The organism is Novosphingobium profundi (genome assembly GCF_018491765.1).
GTDB classification, from domain to species: Bacteria; Pseudomonadota; Alphaproteobacteria; order Sphingomonadales; family Sphingomonadaceae; genus Novosphingobium; species Novosphingobium profundi.
In genome coordinates this window covers 137,528-155,777 of record NZ_JABWCU010000003.1, presented here as the reverse complement: position 1 = coordinate 155,777, position 18,250 = coordinate 137,528, and the positions used below count along the sequence as shown (strand labels likewise).

The 18,250-nt window shown below is 64.7% G+C and carries 17 protein-coding genes; 16 read left to right on the top strand and 1 reads right to left on the bottom strand.

The features are described from left to right. Window positions 1-12: 12 nt before the first annotated feature. From HT136_RS03285 to HT136_RS03220, 14 genes are all read left to right on the top strand, one after another. Window positions 13-654: a TraV family lipoprotein gene (locus tag HT136_RS03285; RefSeq protein WP_214197785.1), complete on the top strand. Its 642-nt coding sequence runs from the start codon at window positions 13-15 to the stop codon at window positions 652-654. After that, window positions 651-3,149 carry a TraC family protein gene (locus tag HT136_RS03280; protein ID WP_214197783.1) on the top strand — a complete coding sequence of 833 codons (2,499 nt, stop codon included), beginning with the start codon at window positions 651-653 and terminating at the stop codon, window positions 3,147-3,149. The genes HT136_RS03285 and HT136_RS03280 overlap by 4 nt, the downstream gene beginning before the upstream one ends. Before the next feature lie 5 nt (window positions 3,150-3,154). Beyond that, window positions 3,155-3,481 carry a hypothetical protein gene (locus HT136_RS03275; RefSeq protein ID WP_214197781.1) on the top strand — a complete coding sequence of 109 codons (327 nt, stop codon included), beginning with the start codon at window positions 3,155-3,157 and terminating at the stop codon, window positions 3,479-3,481. After that, complete coding sequence (locus HT136_RS03270) at window positions 3,478-3,711, top strand: hypothetical protein (protein WP_214197780.1); 234 nt, start codon at window positions 3,478-3,480, stop codon at window positions 3,709-3,711. Before HT136_RS03275 ends, HT136_RS03270 begins: the two co-directional genes overlap by 4 nt. Continuing rightward, window positions 3,701-4,381: a conjugal transfer protein TraW gene (locus HT136_RS03265; protein WP_214197778.1), complete on the top strand. Its 681-nt coding sequence runs from the start codon at window positions 3,701-3,703 to the stop codon at window positions 4,379-4,381. Before HT136_RS03270 ends, HT136_RS03265 begins: the two co-directional genes overlap by 11 nt. Further along, on the top strand, window positions 4,378-5,394 hold the full coding sequence (locus tag HT136_RS03260) for a TraU family protein (RefSeq protein WP_214197776.1): 1,017 nt from the start codon (window positions 4,378-4,380) through the stop codon (window positions 5,392-5,394). The genes HT136_RS03265 and HT136_RS03260 overlap by 4 nt, the downstream gene beginning before the upstream one ends. A 230-nt stretch (window positions 5,395-5,624) precedes the next feature. Next, window positions 5,625-7,508 carry a hypothetical protein gene (locus tag HT136_RS03255; protein WP_343222092.1) on the top strand — a complete coding sequence of 628 codons (1,884 nt, stop codon included), beginning with the start codon at window positions 5,625-5,627 and terminating at the stop codon, window positions 7,506-7,508. Beyond that, window positions 7,505-8,626 carry a conjugal transfer protein TraN gene (traN, locus tag HT136_RS03250; protein ID WP_214197774.1) on the top strand — a complete coding sequence of 374 codons (1,122 nt, stop codon included), beginning with the start codon at window positions 7,505-7,507 and terminating at the stop codon, window positions 8,624-8,626. The genes HT136_RS03255 and traN overlap by 4 nt, the downstream gene beginning before the upstream one ends. Beyond that, entirely contained in the window at window positions 8,598-9,455 is an 858-nt protein-coding gene (locus tag HT136_RS03245; protein WP_214197772.1) for a type-F conjugative transfer system pilin assembly protein TrbC, read from the top strand. The genes traN and HT136_RS03245 overlap by 29 nt, the downstream gene beginning before the upstream one ends. After that, window positions 9,427-10,032, top strand: coding sequence for a S26 family signal peptidase (locus HT136_RS03240; protein ID WP_214197770.1), 606 nt, complete (start codon window positions 9,427-9,429; stop codon window positions 10,030-10,032). The genes HT136_RS03245 and HT136_RS03240 overlap by 29 nt, the downstream gene beginning before the upstream one ends. A 155-nt stretch (window positions 10,033-10,187) precedes the next feature. Then, entirely contained in the window at window positions 10,188-11,111 is a 924-nt protein-coding gene (locus HT136_RS03235) for a conjugal transfer protein TraF (RefSeq protein ID WP_214198357.1), read from the top strand. Beyond that, complete coding sequence (locus tag HT136_RS03230; protein ID WP_214197768.1) at window positions 11,108-11,698, top strand: hypothetical protein; 591 nt, start codon at window positions 11,108-11,110, stop codon at window positions 11,696-11,698. The genes HT136_RS03235 and HT136_RS03230 overlap by 4 nt, the downstream gene beginning before the upstream one ends. A gap of 106 nt (window positions 11,699-11,804) precedes the next feature. Beyond that, window positions 11,805-13,172, top strand: coding sequence for a conjugal transfer protein TraH (locus tag HT136_RS03225; protein ID WP_214198355.1), 1,368 nt, complete (start codon window positions 11,805-11,807; stop codon window positions 13,170-13,172). A 12-nt stretch (window positions 13,173-13,184) separates the two neighbouring features. Further along, window positions 13,185-16,952 carry a conjugal transfer protein TraG N-terminal domain-containing protein gene (locus HT136_RS03220; protein ID WP_214197766.1) on the top strand — a complete coding sequence of 1,256 codons (3,768 nt, stop codon included), beginning with the start codon at window positions 13,185-13,187 and terminating at the stop codon, window positions 16,950-16,952. Here HT136_RS03220 and HT136_RS03215 read toward each other — a convergent pair. Further along, the gene (locus HT136_RS03215) at window positions 16,949-17,428 is read right to left on the bottom strand and encodes a hypothetical protein (protein WP_214197759.1); all 480 of its coding nucleotides are present in this window, start codon (window positions 17,426-17,428) and stop codon (window positions 16,949-16,951) included. The two genes, HT136_RS03220 and HT136_RS03215, sit on opposite strands and share 4 nt — an antisense overlap. A gap of 160 nt (window positions 17,429-17,588) precedes the next feature. Between HT136_RS03215 and HT136_RS03210 the strand changes: the two genes are divergently transcribed. Further along, window positions 17,589-17,843 carry a type II toxin-antitoxin system VapB family antitoxin gene (locus tag HT136_RS03210; protein WP_214197757.1) on the top strand — a complete coding sequence of 85 codons (255 nt, stop codon included), beginning with the start codon at window positions 17,589-17,591 and terminating at the stop codon, window positions 17,841-17,843. Beyond that, entirely contained in the window at window positions 17,840-18,247 is a 408-nt protein-coding gene (locus HT136_RS03205; protein ID WP_214197755.1) for a type II toxin-antitoxin system VapC family toxin, read from the top strand. Before HT136_RS03210 ends, HT136_RS03205 begins: the two co-directional genes overlap by 4 nt. Window positions 18,248-18,250: the final 3 nt, after the last annotated feature.

Here is an 18,250-nt window from a genome sequence, read left to right as displayed (position 1 = left end):
GGAGGCCTTGCCATGCCGATACCCACGCATCTCGCGTTGAACCGCTCCGTCCTCGCCCTCAGCCTGTTGGCAAGTCTTGCCGGTTGTGCGGCGGTCGGATCCGTCCTGTCGCCCTATTCGGAAAAATTCGACTGCAAGAACAGCGACCACGGCCAGTGCATCCATCCCGAGCGGGCCTATGCGGACGCCGTGGCCGGCGTGGCGTCGAAGCCCGACCCCGAGGTCACCAACGACCGCGCCATGTTGGGCAGGTCCAGTGCGTCCACAGGCCCATCCAGCACGCGGGCCAAAGCCGCTGCCAGCGCCTATGGCAGCTACAGGGAGAGCGTCTATCGCGAGCTCAAGGGCTTGATCGAGGCGCCCGTCACGCCGATGCTGAAGCCGGCACGAACCGTGCGGACGCTGATCCTGCCTTATGCCGGCCGCCAGCGGCCCGACCGGCTCTACATGCCGCGCTATGTCTATTCGGTGATCGACAGGCCGGTGTGGGTCGTTGGCGGCGCGCTGGTGGCCTCCCCCGATCGGGCGTCGCGCGCTCCGATCCTGGGCCAGGTCCGCGAGCCCCTCTCCCCCGACGGAAGCGTCTTGCCCGCAGCGCAGCCGGGTTCTTCGCTTGCTCTGACGCCCTCGCCTGCCTCCGAGCCGCAGCCATGAGCGCGCTCAGCTATGCCCGCCTGCGCCGCACGGTGCGCCGCGACAGTTTTTCGGACTATCTGCCCTTGGTCGCCTGGGATGAGGACAGCGAGGCCTTCCTGTGCCTCGACGACACGTGGGGCCATGCCTGGGAACTGGTCCCTGCGGCCTATATGTTCGCGCACGTCCAGGGCGCCTTGCAGGGCTTGTTCAACATTCATTTTCCGGATGGGACGGTTCTTCAGATCCACACCTTCGCGGACCCGCTGATCGACGACGCGCTGGATGCCTTCCTCGACCTGAAGACGCGCGACGATCCGCTGATCCAGGCCTCGGCCCGTCAGACCAGGGCCTATCTCGCGCAAGGCCGCTTTGGCCTCGAGGCCCTCCACGGCATCCCTGTTCGCAATTTCCGCACGCTGCTCTCGATCAAGACGCGGCGCCCGCTGGGCGAGGATTTGCGCCGACAGGTCGAGGAGCAATTGTCCAAGCTGGGCATCCGACGCCTGCCACCGCAAGAACTGGTCGCCTTCTACCGGCGCATTTTCAACGGCGTCACACAAAGTGCGCCGGGTGTCTTTGCCGAGGGAACGCGCCTTGGCGCGCCGGCGATCGCCAAGCAGATCATCGATGCGGGTCCCGATCTCGTCTTCGAGGGCGCGGAGGTCTTCCTCGGCAATCAGGTGGCGCGCTGCCTGACGCCCAAGGCGCCGGCGCGGCGGATCACGGCCGAACGTGCCAATCGGCTCATGGGCGGGATGCGCGGTGCGTCCGAGGACAGCGACCAGATCGGCGGACCTTTCCTCTACACGCTCAATGTCCTCTTCGATCATTCGCAATTCGAGATACACAAGCGCGCGCAGATTCTCTCGGCGCAAAAGGCCGCCGGCAGCTTTGCGGTCGAGGTCGGCAAGCAGATCGAGGAAATCGGCTGGATTCTCGACGAAGCGGGCAACAGCAAATTCGTCCGGGTGATCCCGACCGTCTGGGTGTTCGGCCGCGACCGTGCCCATGCCCGCGATCTGGCCGCGCGGGCCAAACGCCTCTGGGAAGGCGAGCCTCTGCCCTTTTCGATGCAGGAGGAAAGCTACCTCAACCCGACCTTGCTGGTGATGAGCCTACCTTTCGGGCTCTATCCCGACCGCACCACGCTGCGCCTGCTCGAGCGCGATTTCCGCATGCCGGTTAAGGCCGCCGTACTGATGGCGCCGATCCAGACCGACTTTCGCGGCGGAGGTCGCCCGGCCCTGCTCTACACCGGGCGCAAGGGGCAGCTTGTCACGCTCGACCTGTTCGATCCGCGCATCAACAACTACAATTTCGTCGTTTCCGCCGAAAGCGGCGCGGGCAAGAGCTTCCTGCTCAACAATCTGTGCCAGCAATACTACGCCTCGGGCGCGCTCATCCGCATCATCGACATCGGCGGCAGCTACCGGAAGCTGTGCACGTTGTGCTCGGGCCGCTACATCGACATCGGGGAAGAGCATCTCGTGCTCAACCCTTTCGACATGGGACTCGCGCTCGACGGCGACGACAAGCAGTCGGCCATCACCATGGCGGTGGCGATCGTCGCCGAGATGGCCAACGCGTCCACCCGCAAGGGCGTCACGACCTCGCAATGGAACCTCCTCAAGTCCGCGGTCCAGTGGACGATCGACACCGGCCGGGCAGACCATGGCATCGATGCCGTGCGCGAATGGCTCGGGACTTATCCCGCGCTGGTCGAAACCGCGCTCGACAGTGTCGACCATCTCGTTCCGACTGCCCGTGAGCTCGCCTTCAATCTGAGGGATTTCGGGTCGGACGGCGCCTATGGCCACTACTTCAACGGCCCTTCGACGCTGGATATTCGTCACGACGAATTCGTCGTCCTAGAACTCGAACGTCTCAAATCGATGCCCGATCTGTTCAACGTCATCGTCATGGTGGTGGTGAATGCGGTGACACAGGAACTCTATCTTTCGGCGCGCGATCGCCCGCGCTTTGTCCTGTGCGACGAGGCCGCGCAATTCATGACGCGCACCGACGGGCAGAATCTGGGCCGCCTCGCGGAAGCCTTTGGCCAGGGCTACCGGCGCGCGCGCAAGTATCGCGGTTCGTTCGGCATCGTGTTGCAATCGATGAACGACCTGACGCTGTTCGGCGGCACCGGCCAGGTCATTCTGGAAAACGCGGCAACCCGCTTCCTGCTTCAGGGCTCGACCTATGACCGGGCGGTCGACAGCAAGATCCTCGATTATTCGGGGTTCGTTCTCGAACTGCTGAAATCGGTCCGCAATTCCAAGCCCGATTACAGCGAAGTGTTCATCGATTCTCCCCTTGGGCTCGGCATCGCCCGCCTGGTCGTCGATCCCTTTTCCTACTGGATCAACACCTCGGCTCCCGACGAAGTGGCCGCCTTCGAAACACTGATCCGCCAGGGGCTATCGCCGCTGGAGGCGATCTGCCGCCTGGCCGGGGTCGAGCCCCGAGAAATTCTGGGTACCTCGCTCGCCCATGGTCCGGAAGGAGTATGACTAACATGACGCGCTCCACGCCCCACCCCGACCAGCAGGCCTTCACCAGGCCCGACGACGCGGCCATCGAGCTGATCGTCGAGCAACGCCTTGCCGAGCGCTTCGAGGCGGAAGCCTTCCGGTGGCGTTTGCGGCTCGTGATGATCGAGACGGTGATGATGGGGCTGCTCGTGCTCGTGGCCGGGCTCCTGCTCACACAGCCGGTTATGATGGTGCTGCGCGCCGCGCTCCTCGTTGCCGCATCCTGCCTTGCGACCGGTCTCCTTCTGCTGAGCGCATCGGCTGGCGTCGCCAAGCTGATGCGCCGCGTTCCCCGGTGGAGGCACAAATGAACGGCCTGGCCTCCACGACGCCCTCGCCTGGGGCGATCCGCCTCACGGTCAGCGGCTTCCTGCTGATGCTGGTCCAGAGCACGCTCCTGCTGCTGTCCCCGCAACTGGACCGCGATTCAGGTGTGTTGATCGGGATCCTGACGCCGCTCGCCCTGTGCGCGTTCACCACCGCGCTGATCGGCGTGCCTGAGCCGACCGCGAGCCCCGGGAAGCAACGCCATGGCATGTAACCTGCCCCGACATGTGCGCTCTGGCGCCATCGCAACCTTGCTTGCGGCGGGCGATCTTGCGGGGGCCAGGGCCGCGGAACCAGGCGGCGCGATGATCGCGTCACGGACCACGATAGGACGGACCTGGCCCGTCGCCGAGCCGGACGCGCTCGCCGAGATCGAGGCCCGGGTCGCGACGCTGCCGCGCGATATGGGTAAGGCCTTTGGTCCGCGCGCCACGTGGACCGCGCTCAAGGCCGCCCCTCTCGGTGTCGCCGGGGCGGATCGGGTGCGCAGCGTCGTGCCCTTCTACACGCTCGATTTCGGCATTGCCCTGCCCGATGGCAAGACGCTCTACCCCAAGGGCTTCACGTTCAACCCGCTGACCTATGTGCGGCTGCCTCAGCGGCTTGTCGTCGTGCACCCGCGTGATCTTGGCTGGGCGCTGCGCGAAGCCCGCGCGAGCGACTTTATCCTGCTGTCGGCGCTGGGCACGCAAAATGGGGATGCCATCGAGCTTGGAGAACGAACCGGCCGGCCCATCTTCATTCTCGAGGAGCGCGTGAAGCAGCGGCTCGGGCTGACGGTGGCACCGGTCATCGTCGAGCAATCGGGCGCGCGGCTCGTTCTCACCGAATATGGCCCCTCGAGCCGCTCGCGCGGCGCAACCGGGACGGGAGCGCTGCGATGATCGCACGTCTGCCCATGTGCGTCACCGCCATCGTCTTTGGCTTGCTGATGACGCTTGCCTGCCCGAGCCCGGCGCATGCTTCCAAATGCGAGGCAGGAAGCGCGTTCAATCCGATTACCAAGGTACGCTGGACCTGTATCTTCCCCATCACGATTGGCGGCATCCGCGTAGGCAATCATGACCCGCTCGACCAGGCCCTCGACGCGCAATCGGCGTCCAAGCCGGTCTGCGCGTGTCGCAAGGGAATCCAGTTCTGGTTCGGGGTCAAGGTCTCCTACTGGTCGCCCAACCGAATGGTCGATGTCGTGACGGAACCAGGTTGCATGATGGCCCTGGGGACCGACCTGTTGTCGACCGGTGGCAGGCTGCAAGGCAGTCAATCGTCGATCGCGGATGGCACCAACACCCGCAAGATGTTTGCCCAGATGCATTATTACATTTCGCCGGTGTGGGCGATGCTCGACCTGTTTACCGACCTGCCCTGCCTCGAAAACGACGGTTTCGACGTCGCGATGATGACCGAGGTCCTGCCAACGTGGCAATCGGGGACCCTGGGCGCCATCATCCAGCCCGAAGCCATCCTGTTCGGCAATCCCGCTGCCGGGCTTGCCTGCAGGGCGGACAGCGCCGCCGCGGCCGCCGGCAAGGTCATCGATCCGCTTTTCTGGTGCATGGGGTCGTGGGGTTCGACCTATCCGATCGCGGGCGACATCCATTTCGACGACAGTGTCGAGGCCTGGGCCGGGCTGGCCGCACGCGGCGTCTTCATGATGGGGCGGCTTGGCGCGCTCACGGCCAGTTCGGCGGACGGTTGTTCCTTTGTCCCCCAGCCCATCTGGACCAAGAGCCGCTACAAACTCCAGATCATGGAACCCGTGAAAGGGGGCCGGTGCGTCAATATCGGCCGCCCCGGCGCGCTCTGGTCGTCCGCCAAGCACGCCCCGGGCAAGGACAACGCCCAGTTCATGCTCTTCGAGAAAGTGATCTGCTGCGCCGGAATCCCGATGCCATGAGCAGCTTGTTCTCCTTCGTTTCCGCACACGGCAGCCGTTCCCCCCGGAGGTCTGTTCGCCAAGGCCCCTACGGCCGACGGCTGGTGTGCGGGACTGGAGCGGCGCCGTCATTCCCCCTGGGCGGCGTCGCTCCACCCCCGGCCAGCGCGGCCGCCCTCCTCTCCCGACGGGATCGGCGTCTCCTCTACGCACGCTCCCTGGTTGCGACCGCGCTGGCCCTTCCTCTTGCCGTGACCAACGCCGCCCAGGCCCAGACCGTGGAGGAGCGCGCCCGTGCCGCCGCCGAGGCCTCGCGGGCCAAGACCCGCGACAGCGAGACGCTTCTGCGCAACTACGTAACGCCGGGCCTTGCCGGGCAGCCGATTGCAACGCTTGACGACAGCCAGACTTTCACCCCCGATATCGCCTGCCAGAAGACGGCAACCATGCTGGACGTACTGGTGCAGCCGTCGGACACGGGCGATCTTGGAACGGTGAGGATCGCGCGAGACACCGATCTCGACGGCATCCTCGACGCGACCTCGAACCTGCCCGTCCCCGTCTCGGGCATTTGCGCGAACGGCCTTGTCTCTTGCCAACCGGGCACCTGGGACGCCTGCAGCTACTACCGCTGGGATGTCGACGGGACCAAGGCCCTGAAGCTGACCGCAGTCGACATGTCCGAGCTCGCAGGCTGCTACTGCATCAACAACAGTTGCGGCTCAGGTCTTGCCTGGGGCAACATGGCCTCGGTGCTTCGCGACCTGGGCGGCGGGATGGTCGGTGCCCTCACGAGCGCCGACCCACGCTACGCAATCGCGCAAGCCGCGATCGAGGGCCCTGCCATTCGCTATGTCGGCGCGCAGTCCACCGCGTGCGCTCCCAGTACGGATCTGGCGCAGACCACCTATCGCGCCAACACCACACAAATCGCGTCGGACGCCGCGTCCACCGCGCGCGGCAACGCCGTGTTTCAGGCGCTGGAGGGCTCCGCGATTGGCACGGGGGCGACGCTGCAATACCGTCGTTGCACGATCGAGCGCAGGGCAGCGGTGCGCAAACCGGCCCTGGACGATATCGTCCGACGCACAGCGGGCGGCTATGCGACAATCCGGAACGCGAACGCCTTCGATTTCCTGATGGGCTCGCCGGCCGACAACAGCCTCTCCGGGGCAAGCTGCACGCTCATCGATTTTCGCATGACGTTGCATGTCGGTGAGCCCGAGCGGATTGTCGCGGCGCGCCTCAGCCAGTTCTTCGCCGACGACTGGGCGCAGCTTCGCATCGACGGACAGCTCCTGGGGTCGGTACCGGTCGGCTGGTCATCGCTGGGAACACCGCCGGGCGCGTGCGAGCTCAAGAAGACCAGCCATGCTTCTCCCGATCGCGACCTGACGCCATGGCTGACGGCGGGTGACCATGAGATCTGGCTACGTGTGGCCGTGGCCCAAGGCGGCGAAGCCTTGGCGCAGATCCACGTCGAAGTCGACGATGGTTGCCAGACGCAGGAAGACCTTGTCGATGGTTGCGCACCGATTGCCGGCGCAACCGGATGTAGGCTCGACAGTGAACTCGTCGACGGAGTGCAGACCTGGATCAACGGGGTGGCGACCGGTCTGCGGCCCCTTCCCCAGACCCGTCTCCTCGGCGGCCCTGCCTGCCCGACCGAGCTTACCCGTGATTTCTTCCTCAAGGAGCGGACCTATCGGTGCCGTCTCGACACCATGGCAGAGCCCGACACGAGCCGGGCGGCCTATATCCTCGACCATTCGACCGAAACGATGCTGGCCGACCGCGTCCGGCAGAGCGATGGCAGCCTTATCACCGCGACGCGCGCCTTCGCGCTACCGGATCGCGGCTCCGTCCCGGCCTGCGAAGCCGTGTGCAAGACCCGTGCCCCAAAACCCAACAGCGAGGCTGGCCTGGACGGCGTGGTCGGCGCGAAGCAGAACGTGCCGACCGGCTTCGACACGTTCTTTCACGCCTGTACCAGCGACAATCGATGCCCGGCGGGCGCAGGGGAGGAGATCGTCGAGCCATGTGGCTGCCTCGACGACTTTCCCGAAGCGGTCGTGATGATGCAGACCGTCCGCCTCGCCGGCGCCGACATGGTCTGCACCCGGAGCGCGCCATGATCCGCCCAGCCCGCAGCATCGCACGTCACCCCTTCCCCTCGCGCGGCGTGGCTCTCGCGCTCGCCCTGGCCGGGTTCCTCGGCCATCCCGCCAGCGCGAGCGCGCAACAGCTTTGTGCCGCGGACCTCAACGCCAATGGCGACGCAGCCGATGAAGGCGAGCAGGCGAGCTGTCTTTCCACGCTGAGCGGGGCATGGCTGTGTCCGATCGAGGAGGTGGACTGTGTCGCCGATGCGCGCGGACAATACGCCTGCCCGGCCGGAGCGCCGTACGCCTGCCTGCAACGAACGGCCAATGCAGTTCCCTCCTGTTCCCCCCACCTGTGCGCGGATCTTGCGACGAGCCCCATCGTCGAAGAACCGCCACTCGAGGACCCGGGCCGCGAGGCCGATGGCGGGATCGATGCCGACGGCAATTGCATGGGTCACATCGAGATTTTCTCCGGGCGGGGGCTGCGCTGTCGTCCGGCGGGACTGAGCACCACCTTTTCCGATTGCTGCAAGGACAAGGGCGAGATCGTGAAGGACGGCATGGGCGCATCGATTTCCTCGGTTGGAACCAAGGTCGCCGTCGCCAAGGGCGTGTTCACGGGTATGCGCGCGGCCTATACCGCCTTCAAGGCCGGCGCGAGTGCAAGCCAAGCTGCCAACGCCGGCGCCAATGCGCTCATCATCGGGCTCGACCCGACCTCGCTGGCGGTCAGCCTCGCGATCAATTTCATGATGGAATTCCTGTTCGCGGGCTGTGACCAGCAGGACATGGGAGCCGCGATGCTGCGCGCCTCGGGCATGTGCCACGAGATCGGCAGCTACTGCACGTCAAGCTTTCTGGGCATCTGCCTGCAAAAGGCACGTGGATCCTGCTGCTTCAACACCAAGCTTGGCCGCATCCTCCAGGAGCAAGGCCGCCCCCAGCTCCAGGCGTTCAATGGCAATTTGTGGGGGACGCCCAAGAATCCGATGTGCCGGGGCTTTACGCCCGAAGAATTCCAGGCGCTCGATTTCAGCAAGATCGACCTCACCGAATATTATGCCGAGATCGAGACCCGCACGCAATCCGACATCCAGATCGACATGGGGGAGCGCGTCGATGCGTATCTCAAAGCCGTCAATCCCTAGCCTTGTCCTGCCAGCGCTGTTGTGCAGCGCGGTATCGGCCCCTGCCCAGGACGGGGCGAGGCCCTCGATCGCCGACGAGGGGGCAGCCAGCCTGGATCGCCTCGAGGACGCAATCGCGCGAAGCCAGGGCGAAGCGGCGCGCCTCTCCGATCCGCAATTGCCGCGAATGGACGCACCGGAAGATCATCGCCGCGCGTTCGAAGCCCTGCGCAACCGTGCGCCATCGCCCGCAATGGAGCAACGCGCGCGCGCCGCACAGGCGCGCGGCGAGGCGAGCCTGGCCGCGGAGCGGGAGCGCCAGGCGAAAGCCCTGCGACAGGCCCTGGGGCTTGAACCGGGCGAGGAACAGGCGATCGCGAGGCCTGCCAGGAATTTCACGGCGAAAGGATGGGTCCCGGTCCTGTTCGTGTCCTCGTCAATGCCGATTTCGACGCTGCGCAACTACGCCGCGCAGTTGGAGAGGGTGAACGGTGTCATGGCCTTCCGGGGGGCGCCCGGCGGCCTGCGAAAGATGGAACCGATGGCCAGGCTCACCGCGCAGATCCTGCGACTGGACCCGGGCTGCGAGGGCCCCGGGTGCCGCATGCGCGCTGTCCAGCTGATCATCGACCCGATCGTGTTTCGCCAGCACTCCATCGCCCAGGTGCCGGCGCTGGCGATGATCCCGGGCGACCCGACGCAGGCCTATTGCGAACGCGACGAGGACAGCCCCCGCGCGCGCCACGTCGTTACCGGCGACAGCGCGCTTTCAGGAATGTTCGAGGCCTATGCCCGGCTCGGCGGAAAGGAGGAGGTAAGCCATGCTCAGGCTCTTCTGGTTGATCGCTAGGGTTCTCGCCAGTCTCTGCGCGCAGCTGAGGCGATTGCCGCTCGAGGCCTCCATGGCACTTGGCGCTCGCGGACCAGCGCATCGCGCCCGCCCCGAACGCCTCTGGCAGGCCATGCTGGTAATTCTGCCGCTCGCGTTCTTCGCGGCACGCCTCCTGCCGCACGTCACGCTGGTCATGAGCCCATCGATCGAAGCCTATGCGCTGCGCAAAAGCCCTGGGCCGATTGCTCGCGGCGACTACGTGATGTTCACGCTGCGTCATCCGATCGCCGGCCCGAAGCCGATTTCCGTCACCAAGCATGCCCTGTGCCTGCCGGGCGATCGTCTCACGATGTTCGAGACGCCCTCGCTGCTCATGCCAGGCAGCCGCGACGGTCATTATTACTGCAACGGCCACTTCCTGGGCGCGAGTGTCCCGGAGGCCTACAACGGGATGCGACTTGCCCATCTGACGTGGAGCGGCGTCATTCCCGTCGGCAAGATCTATGTCGGCTCGACACATCCACGAGGGTTCGACAGTCGCTATTTCGGGCTGGTTCCGGTCACGAGCCTCGCTCGCATGGAGCGTATCCTGTGACGGGGCGCGGGTGCGAAACGCTGGTGTATCGCGTCATGGGCGCGGGCGACAGGGATCTCGACCATGTCGTTCCTGCCCGCAGGCGCGCTTCGCGCCTGTCGGGCCTGTTGCGCCGTGTTCGCAAGCACCTCGATGAGCCATGGAGCCTTGCCAAGATGGCGCCCGACGATGCGCGTCGTCGCTCTTCGCGGCGCAGGCGCGCCGTGCTGACCACAATTGCGGTGCTGGTGCTCCTGCAAACGAATGTCTGCCAAGCGAGCGACGCGGAAGCGCTGACGTCGAAGCAAGGCTACTGGTGGTACGAAGCCCCACGCGCGCCGGCCTCGCCGAAGCCCGATCCCGATGTGCTTGCCAAGCCCCTGATCCCGCCGATGCGCGAACTGGCAACCTGGACACCGCCGCGGATCCGCAAGCTCATCGAGGCGCAACGCGACTATGCCGCGACTGTCCTGACGGTCAATGCCGTTGCCGATTTCTGGAGGCTGCAGGACTTTGCCCGTCGCAAGGCGCGCGCGTTCGCAGGTGTCACGCAGATCGCGATGCTGCAATTTCCCGAGCTCAATTCGAAGTCGGCCAACCCGATGGTCGGCGATGCCCGGTCCGAGATGTCCGCGCAGAAAGACGCCATCCGCCGGTCCTACCTGCGCGCGCATGGCGGGGAGTTCGCTCTTGTCATGTTCTCGCGAGCGACGTGCGGCTATTGCCGGGTCCAGTGGCCGATCGTTCAACGTTTCCAGGAGGAAACGGGTTGGCAGGTAATGCGTTTCGATCTCGACGAGCGGCCCGACGTCGGCGCGCGTTTCGGGGTCGAGATCACACCCACCACGATGATCATCCGGCGCGGCAGCCGGCAACGCATGATCATCGCAACCGGCGTCGAGGCATACCCGAACCTGGCGCAGATGGCCTATCAGGCCGTTCGGCTTCTGCGCGGCGACATTCGGCCCGAGCAGTTCATGACGGGACCGGGCGAAGATGCCGGTTTTTTCGATGCGCTGGGCAATGGTCCGGTTTCGGCAAGCGACCCACGAACGTTTGAGGCAGAGCCGATCGACCTTTCCCATGGGCCCAGGCCATGAGGCGCGTGCTCCCTCTTGCAGCCCTTGCGGGCCTTGTCGTCGCGCCGGGGCCAGCCTGCGCCCAAAGCGCGCCACACGACGGGGCGCTTGGGACGCCGATGCAGGCCGCGATCCATCCAGTCGGTGACGCCGGGGCGCTGCAGGCCTGGCTTTCGCGTGTTCCGGTGACACGCGACTTCCCGGCCGATTTCACGGTCACGATGCGCGAACTGGGGTCTGTGTTTCTCATCGAGACGACGACGGCACGCGGCTGCGTGCCTTGCGGCGATATCTGGGGCAAGCTCTCGACACTGGGACGCCGGTATGGCTGGCAGGTCCGTACGATCAGCCGCCAGGACGCCGTCGTCCGGTCGGGACACTTCGGCCTGCCGTGGGTGGGGCATCCGGTTGTCTGGGTGCGCCCCATCGGCGACGAGGTGCGCATGGTGCCGGTGGCGATGGGCACCGATCATGCCGCCAACCTTGCCCGAAACCTCTATCTGGCGGCGAAGATCCTGACGGGCGTCAAGCCGGCCGTGGGCGTCAGGGCCATGTCCAAATTCACCGGCATCGTGGGATTGCCGGCGACCTCGCCGGGAAAGGACTGAGCGTGGCAGCCTCGCTCCTTCCCCAGCCCTCCTCGATGAAACGGAGCCCGCCATGGCCTTCTGTCGCCACGTCGTTCACCCCCTGATCCCCGTCATCCTCGCCGCGATGGCTTTCGCAACGCCGGCCCACGCGCAAGGCTGGGCCGAGAGCTGGTTCGACAACGTGACCTACACGTCGCCGGGAAGCTTCGAGGACCAGACCCGGGGCTACGTGACCGCGGGCGGTATGTCCGGCCGGGTCGATGTCCACAACGATTACCTGATGTCGATGAGCCTGCCCAAGGTGCGGGCCGGATGTGGGGGCATCGACATGTTTCTGGGGGGCATGTCGTTCCTCGACCCGGACTATCTTGTCCAGAAGCTTGAGAGCATCCTGCAGGCCGCCCCTGCCGTTGCCTTCCAGTATCTGCTCGAGACGCTCGACGAGAAGATGGGGAACATCATCTCCAAGATGGAAGCGGCCACCAACTTCCTGAACTCGATCCAGGTCAACGATTGCCGCCTGGCCAACCGGATGGTCCAGATCAGCCGTGGTGGCGACACCATGTCCGGGATCATCGAGGAGATGACGGGCTATCGCTCCGTCAAGCAGGGATTCGCGAAAAGCTACCAGCAGAGCCGCGAGAAGATCGAGGCCAACAACAACAATCCGACCGAAGACTTGAAGGACGCCCTCGCCAACTGCCCTGGCGAGGTCACCGACATCTTCCGCACCGGCTCGCTCCTTGCCCATGCGGCTGCGCGCGTGGGCGCTGGCGATTGGGCAAGCGTGATGCGGGCTCGGGTCGGCGATGTCTACATGCGCTGGGACGACGCCGACAAGGTCCCCTTGTTCACAGCGATTCCGCAATGCCCCGCCCAGGACACGGAAAGTGCCGAGGATTTGCTGACCGGACGGGTGCAGCGCCGTTCGCTCAACGTTCCTCCAACGACGGCCGATTGCGCGCGGGATGGCTCGGGGCGCGGCGCCCTCGTCCTGGCACGCGAGCGCCTGCAGTCGATTGCCACCAAGATCCGCACGCGCGCGGCGCTGTCGGGCGAGGAGCGGCAGTTCGTCGCCAATGTCAGGACGCTTCCGGTCTATCGCATGCTGGAATGGGGCGTACGGCAGGGCGTGGTCGATTCCGTCATTGCCGATACCGACGAACTGGTGGCCCTCACGCTGGCCTACCAGATGCTCAATGACCTGACGCGCACGATCGACTTCACCGTGACCAACGCCGAACGCGGGGTAAATGTTGCGGGTTCGGCCGACGGCAATACGGCCAGCGTGTGCCAGACCCGGATCTTGTCGAAGGGCCTGGAGCAGATGCGTGAGCTTCGAGACGAGGTTCAGCGCCAGCGCGCGCAAATGCGCCAGAGCTACATGGCCGCCCTCAGCCAGGCCAACCTCTCCGCAAATTATGCCGGGCTGCTGCGGGAACGCGATCGCGATGCACGCGATGCGGCCGGTGCAGCCGCGCGTCAACGGTAGGAAGACAACGCCATGCGCCGGCCCCTGGGATTGTTTGCCGCCCTTTGCGCCCTGCTCCTCGCCTCGCCCGCATGGGCAATCGACACGAGCTTTCACACGTTCGACGGATTTGCCGAAACGGTCGATGCCCTTCGCCTTGTCTCGATGATCTTCAGCGACCCGCGCTATGAGACCCTGGTCATGATCATCGCGACAGTGGGGATCGGTCTCGGCGCGATCCTTGCCAGCGTGCGCGGGAGCGGCATGGGGCTGGTGGCCTTCGGCTTCCAGATTCTTGTTGGCGTTGGTCTTTTCGTGGGCCTCATCGCCACAACCGGAACGGTGCATGTCTACGACCGGGTACGAAATGCCTATCAGCCAGTCGGGGACGTTCCCAATCTGCTGGTCCTCGTCGCAGGCGCGACCAACATGATCGAGCGAGTTGTGGTTGAAACGATCGACGACAATACGCTCGATCCGGCCGCAAAGATGGAATTCGGCGCTGGCGGACACAGCTTCGATCTCTTTCTCAATGCGGTCAGCCCGCACGGTCCGATGACCGACGTGTTTCTGGACGCCACTATCAAGGATTATGTTCGGCAGTGCTATCCCGTGGCGCGGGTATCGCAAGCCTATGGCGTCGACGACGACCAGTTGTTCCGCACGACGAACGACTTGCCCGGGTCCTTTGCGGCGATGGCCGGCCCGGCCACCTTCGCGACCATCTACACCGAGACGGACAAAGGCGGCACGACCGTCAGTTGCAACGAGGCCTGGGAGCATATCTTGGAGCGCCTGTCCCACCCGTTGCTGTTCGACGGCTACACCCGCCAGATCTGCGCCCGGACCGGCTACGACACAGATGATGCCCTGCAGATGGCGCGCTGCCGCGAGCGGCTCGGCGACATGGGGGAGACCATGCTGGGCCGGTCGTTGAGTGCACAGGGTTTCCTCACGCACATTCTGCTCGGCAACACGGTGGGTGATGTCCTGTTCGAGGATTCACCGGCGAGCGCTGCGCGGGTGATGGCCAATCGCGCGGTGATCTCCAGTGGTCTTGCGACCATGTCGGTTGCGAACGAATGGATGCCGACCATCCGCGCTACGGTTTTCGGGATCATGTTGTTCATGATCCCGATCGCCCTGCTGTTCATCCTGACGCCCATCAACTTGCGGGTGGCGAGCTTCGCGCTCGGGATGTTCGTGTTCGTGGCGCTGTGGGGGGTAATCGACGCGGGGATTTATCAGCTCACGCTGGGCCGCGCGATGGCAACACTCGCCGTATTGCGCGCAAATGCCGTAGCGGCCAACACCTGGCTGCTCGCGCCGTCTGCGGCCATGAAGGCTCTGGCGATCTTTGGCAGTTTCCGCTCGGCGGCGGCTGGCCTTGCGGGCGCTTTCGTGTTCACGGTGTTTCGCTTCAGTGGCAACATGTTCACGTCCTTTACCTCGGGATCGCTCGGCATCAGCGGCCAGGCGGTGGCCGCCGCATCGCCGATGGCGACGGCCGAGGGCCGCGCGTCTGCCCTGGAGGCCCAGGCGTCGGCGATGGGGACAGGTTCGCGCGCGGCGGCCGCGTCGCGCTTTGGCGATTTCGGCGAGCGCACGAACTTTACCGCAAACCGCTTGTATGGCGAGGCGGGTCACGTGCTTGGCGAACAGCCCGGGACCTCCGGCACGACGGCCTTCGCGCTGGGCGGTATCGAAGGCTCGCGGCAACTGGGCGGTCTGGCGCCCGCCCTCACCGGCCGGGATCTTTCCGACCCCGCAGTCGCCCGCCAGGTCCAGGCCAATGCGGCAACAAGCGCAATCCACCAATTTGCGCAGACGGACGCCCTGCGACAAATCGGGACAGGGTATTTCGGCGAGGGCGAAGTTGGCGAGAAGGCGTTCGCGGCCTTCAGCCAGAACCTTGTCCAGTGGCGCGCGTTTGGCGATCAACGTGCCTATGGCATGATGCTGCAGGGGGCCCGGCGGCATTTCGAGCGCGCTGGCTATCCGCCCGACGATGCCCGGCTCAAGGCCAGCGGCGTGATCAGCGAGGCCCAGGCGGATCCGACCTTCGCCAAACTGATCGCCCATACGTTCGATCAGGAGAGGATGCTGCGTGACGACCTGACGTCCGCGCAAATACAGGCGGGGGCCATGGAGGGGCGACGCGACTACGCAGGCACCAGCGTTGCCGGAATCGAACGGGCGAATGTCGCCACCGAACAAGGCTGGCGCAGCGGCGGCAACCATGGGCAGCGGGAAGCGGCTGCGATGCTGGGTCTGTCGGTGGACGAGACGGCACGGCGGATCGGCTTCCTCCAGGCCCTCGCGGGCGAGGCCCGCAGCACCGCCATCTCGCAGCTTTCCGCCGCGACCGGGCGTAACGAGGCCCAAGTGGTCGCCGCGCTCGAGCGCTACACCGCCGCGACACAGCTCGGGACGGCCGATGGTGCGACCGCGGAGGCGGGCCGCGAGGGGACGAGCGTCTACGACCGGACGCGGGACGCGGCGGGCTACGACTTCGCCGAACGGTCCGGCAAACTCGACGCGCAGCGCGAGGTTGGCACGAGCGGTACGCGCCGCGCCGCGCAGATTGGCGAACAGCGCAGGCAATCGGAAAATTTCGGCTTCGCCCAGGGTGCGTCGGCTGCTGGCGTCTCGACGCGCGAGGCTGCCCGGCTCGACAGCTTCATACAGGCACTCAGCGCCACCGCGGGCAATCAGATCGACCTGCGCGAAGGCGGCGCACCGGGGATAGCGGATCGCGCCCGCAACGCGCGCTTGACACAGATCGTCGCGAGGGAGCGCCTTACCCGCATGCAGGGTCTGCTGGCGGCGAGCGGGGTCCGTCTTTCCAAGCGAGAGCTTGCCATGGACCAGAATGGCGACCTGGGCCTCAACCTAACGCCCGCGAGCGCGGCGGCCCTGTGGAAGGCGGGACTGATAAACGAAAGTCAGCTTGGCGCGATCGCCAACGGCGGCCATGCGCGCTTCAGTTTCGCCCACAATGACCTTCTGGTCTCCAGCGGGACCGATTTCAGCCGATCCGCGCGCAGCGATACCAGCACCCGGTTCGAGGCCGGCAAGCAGGCTGGCCCGGACACCATCGAGCATTTCTTGGGCGGTGGGTCTGGAGGGCAGGCCCAGTTGGCCAACTGGCTTCGTGGCGGGTTCGAGATGGACCGCAAGGGCGAATGGCGCCTCAAACCGCAAGTCGCCGACACCCTTCAGCGTGATGTACAGGCAACAATCGCCCAGACTGGTTGGCAGCGGTCGTTGTCACGTTCAGCGCAAGACCAAACTGCAATGGGTACCAATGTAGGCATCGATACTGGTGCCGTCATCGCCGCATCAGACACACAAGCATCAGGAGGCCGAGGTAGCAAACCCGCAGGAAGGCAACTTGGGACACGCAGCACAACTGACAGAACTGACCGCACTGCGACAGGCCAGTTTGGCGCCAAAGTTGGCTTTGAAAGCCGAGACGTTGGCAGCATAAATGAAACTGCTCAATCGTCATTGGATATCGTCAGCTATGACGTGCGCAATTCCATTGCGGCTGCGGAGCGAGCCGCTGCTCGCTCCAAGAATCCGGCCGCAGCTTTCTCGCGCGAACTGTCCGATCGAATTCTAGGAAGTGAAGGTTTGCGCAATCGCTACCTACAAGATGCCGACAACGGGCGAGCCACGTTCGATATCACGGGACCGTTGACCTCGTTGGAACAGAGATCGGTTTTAAGCAGTGGCACGTTCTCGACGGACATTTCGGGTAGCCCTGATGATGGAGATAGCGCTTACAAGAAGCGCTAGAGATGCTTGCCTGTATGTGGGTTGATGTAGCCGGGATTGTTCGGGTTCAAGGGATTTCCGATCCAGAGCGCGCCCGAACGGGGATCGAACATATCTGTCCCCATTCCGAGGTTATCCATGAACCGTTGATGCATTTCTCTCCGCTGCCGAGCGCAAATCAATTCTTCTTCTTCATCTTCACTCAGTGGGATACCGCCCTCTTGGCCGATGTGACCATCGAGCCACGCGCGCATAAAACCGATAGGCAAGACCAATAGCGCCGTCATCGGAAAAAACACGACATTGAGAATGCCCGCCAGAGCGCTGCCATAAAAGAGCTCGAGGACCGGTATCCGTGTGGAAATCGCCATGCCGAGCCACCACGAGGGAATGGCCGCCCACCAAAGCTTGGCGTACCAAGGATGCCAGAGCCAGGCAGAAAGGCTCGGCCGCCCCGTGTCTGCTTCGGCCAGTGTCTCTTCGATGGCAGCATCCACTGCAAGTTCCTTTCCGCCTTACCATACGCGAAACGAAGAGCATCGACCAGCAAAGGCGCTGCAAAACTGACCAATCAAGACAGATTGTCTCATTTTGTTCTGGTCATTCCTGCGCCGATTTGAGAGAATGGTAGATCATTGAACAAATGGGTAGAATGTCATGGGCGCTAGCCTCAACATCAAGGATCCCGAAGCGCATCGACTGGCGCAAGCGATCGCGCGCGAGACGGGTGAACCCATGACACGTATTGTCGTTGAAGCCCTGCGCGACCGGTTGGGCCGGATTGAGCGCCAACGCGAGCGCGCCAGTGTTGCGGACCTTCTTGCAATTGCAGCCCGTTCAGCCGAACTGGCGAAAAAGCCCCACACACCTCACGCGGACGAGTTGTTCGACAACGATGGGCTCGCCAAGTGATTATCGACACATCAGCACTCATATCCATCCTCTATGGCGAAGAGGAAGCAGCCACCTTTACCACAATAATCCAGAACGCCGACATTTGCCGCCTCAGCGTCGCCACCTATGTCGAGCTGACGATCGTGATCGAGAAACAGCTCGGCCCAGAGGGAACCCGCCACGCCGAGAATTTCGTGCGCCGAGCGGGCATCCGGGTTGAGCCGGTCACGGTTGAGCAAGGCTTGATCGCGAGACAGGCCTTTTTCGACTTCGGCAGCGGACGTCACGCGGCACAGCTCAATTATGGCGACTGCTTCGCTTACGCCCTGGCGAAGGCCTATGACGAACCGTTGCTGTTCAAGGGGAGCGGTTTTCACCTGACTGACGCGGAAAGCGCCCTTCCCCAAAGCTTGTCGAAGTGACCC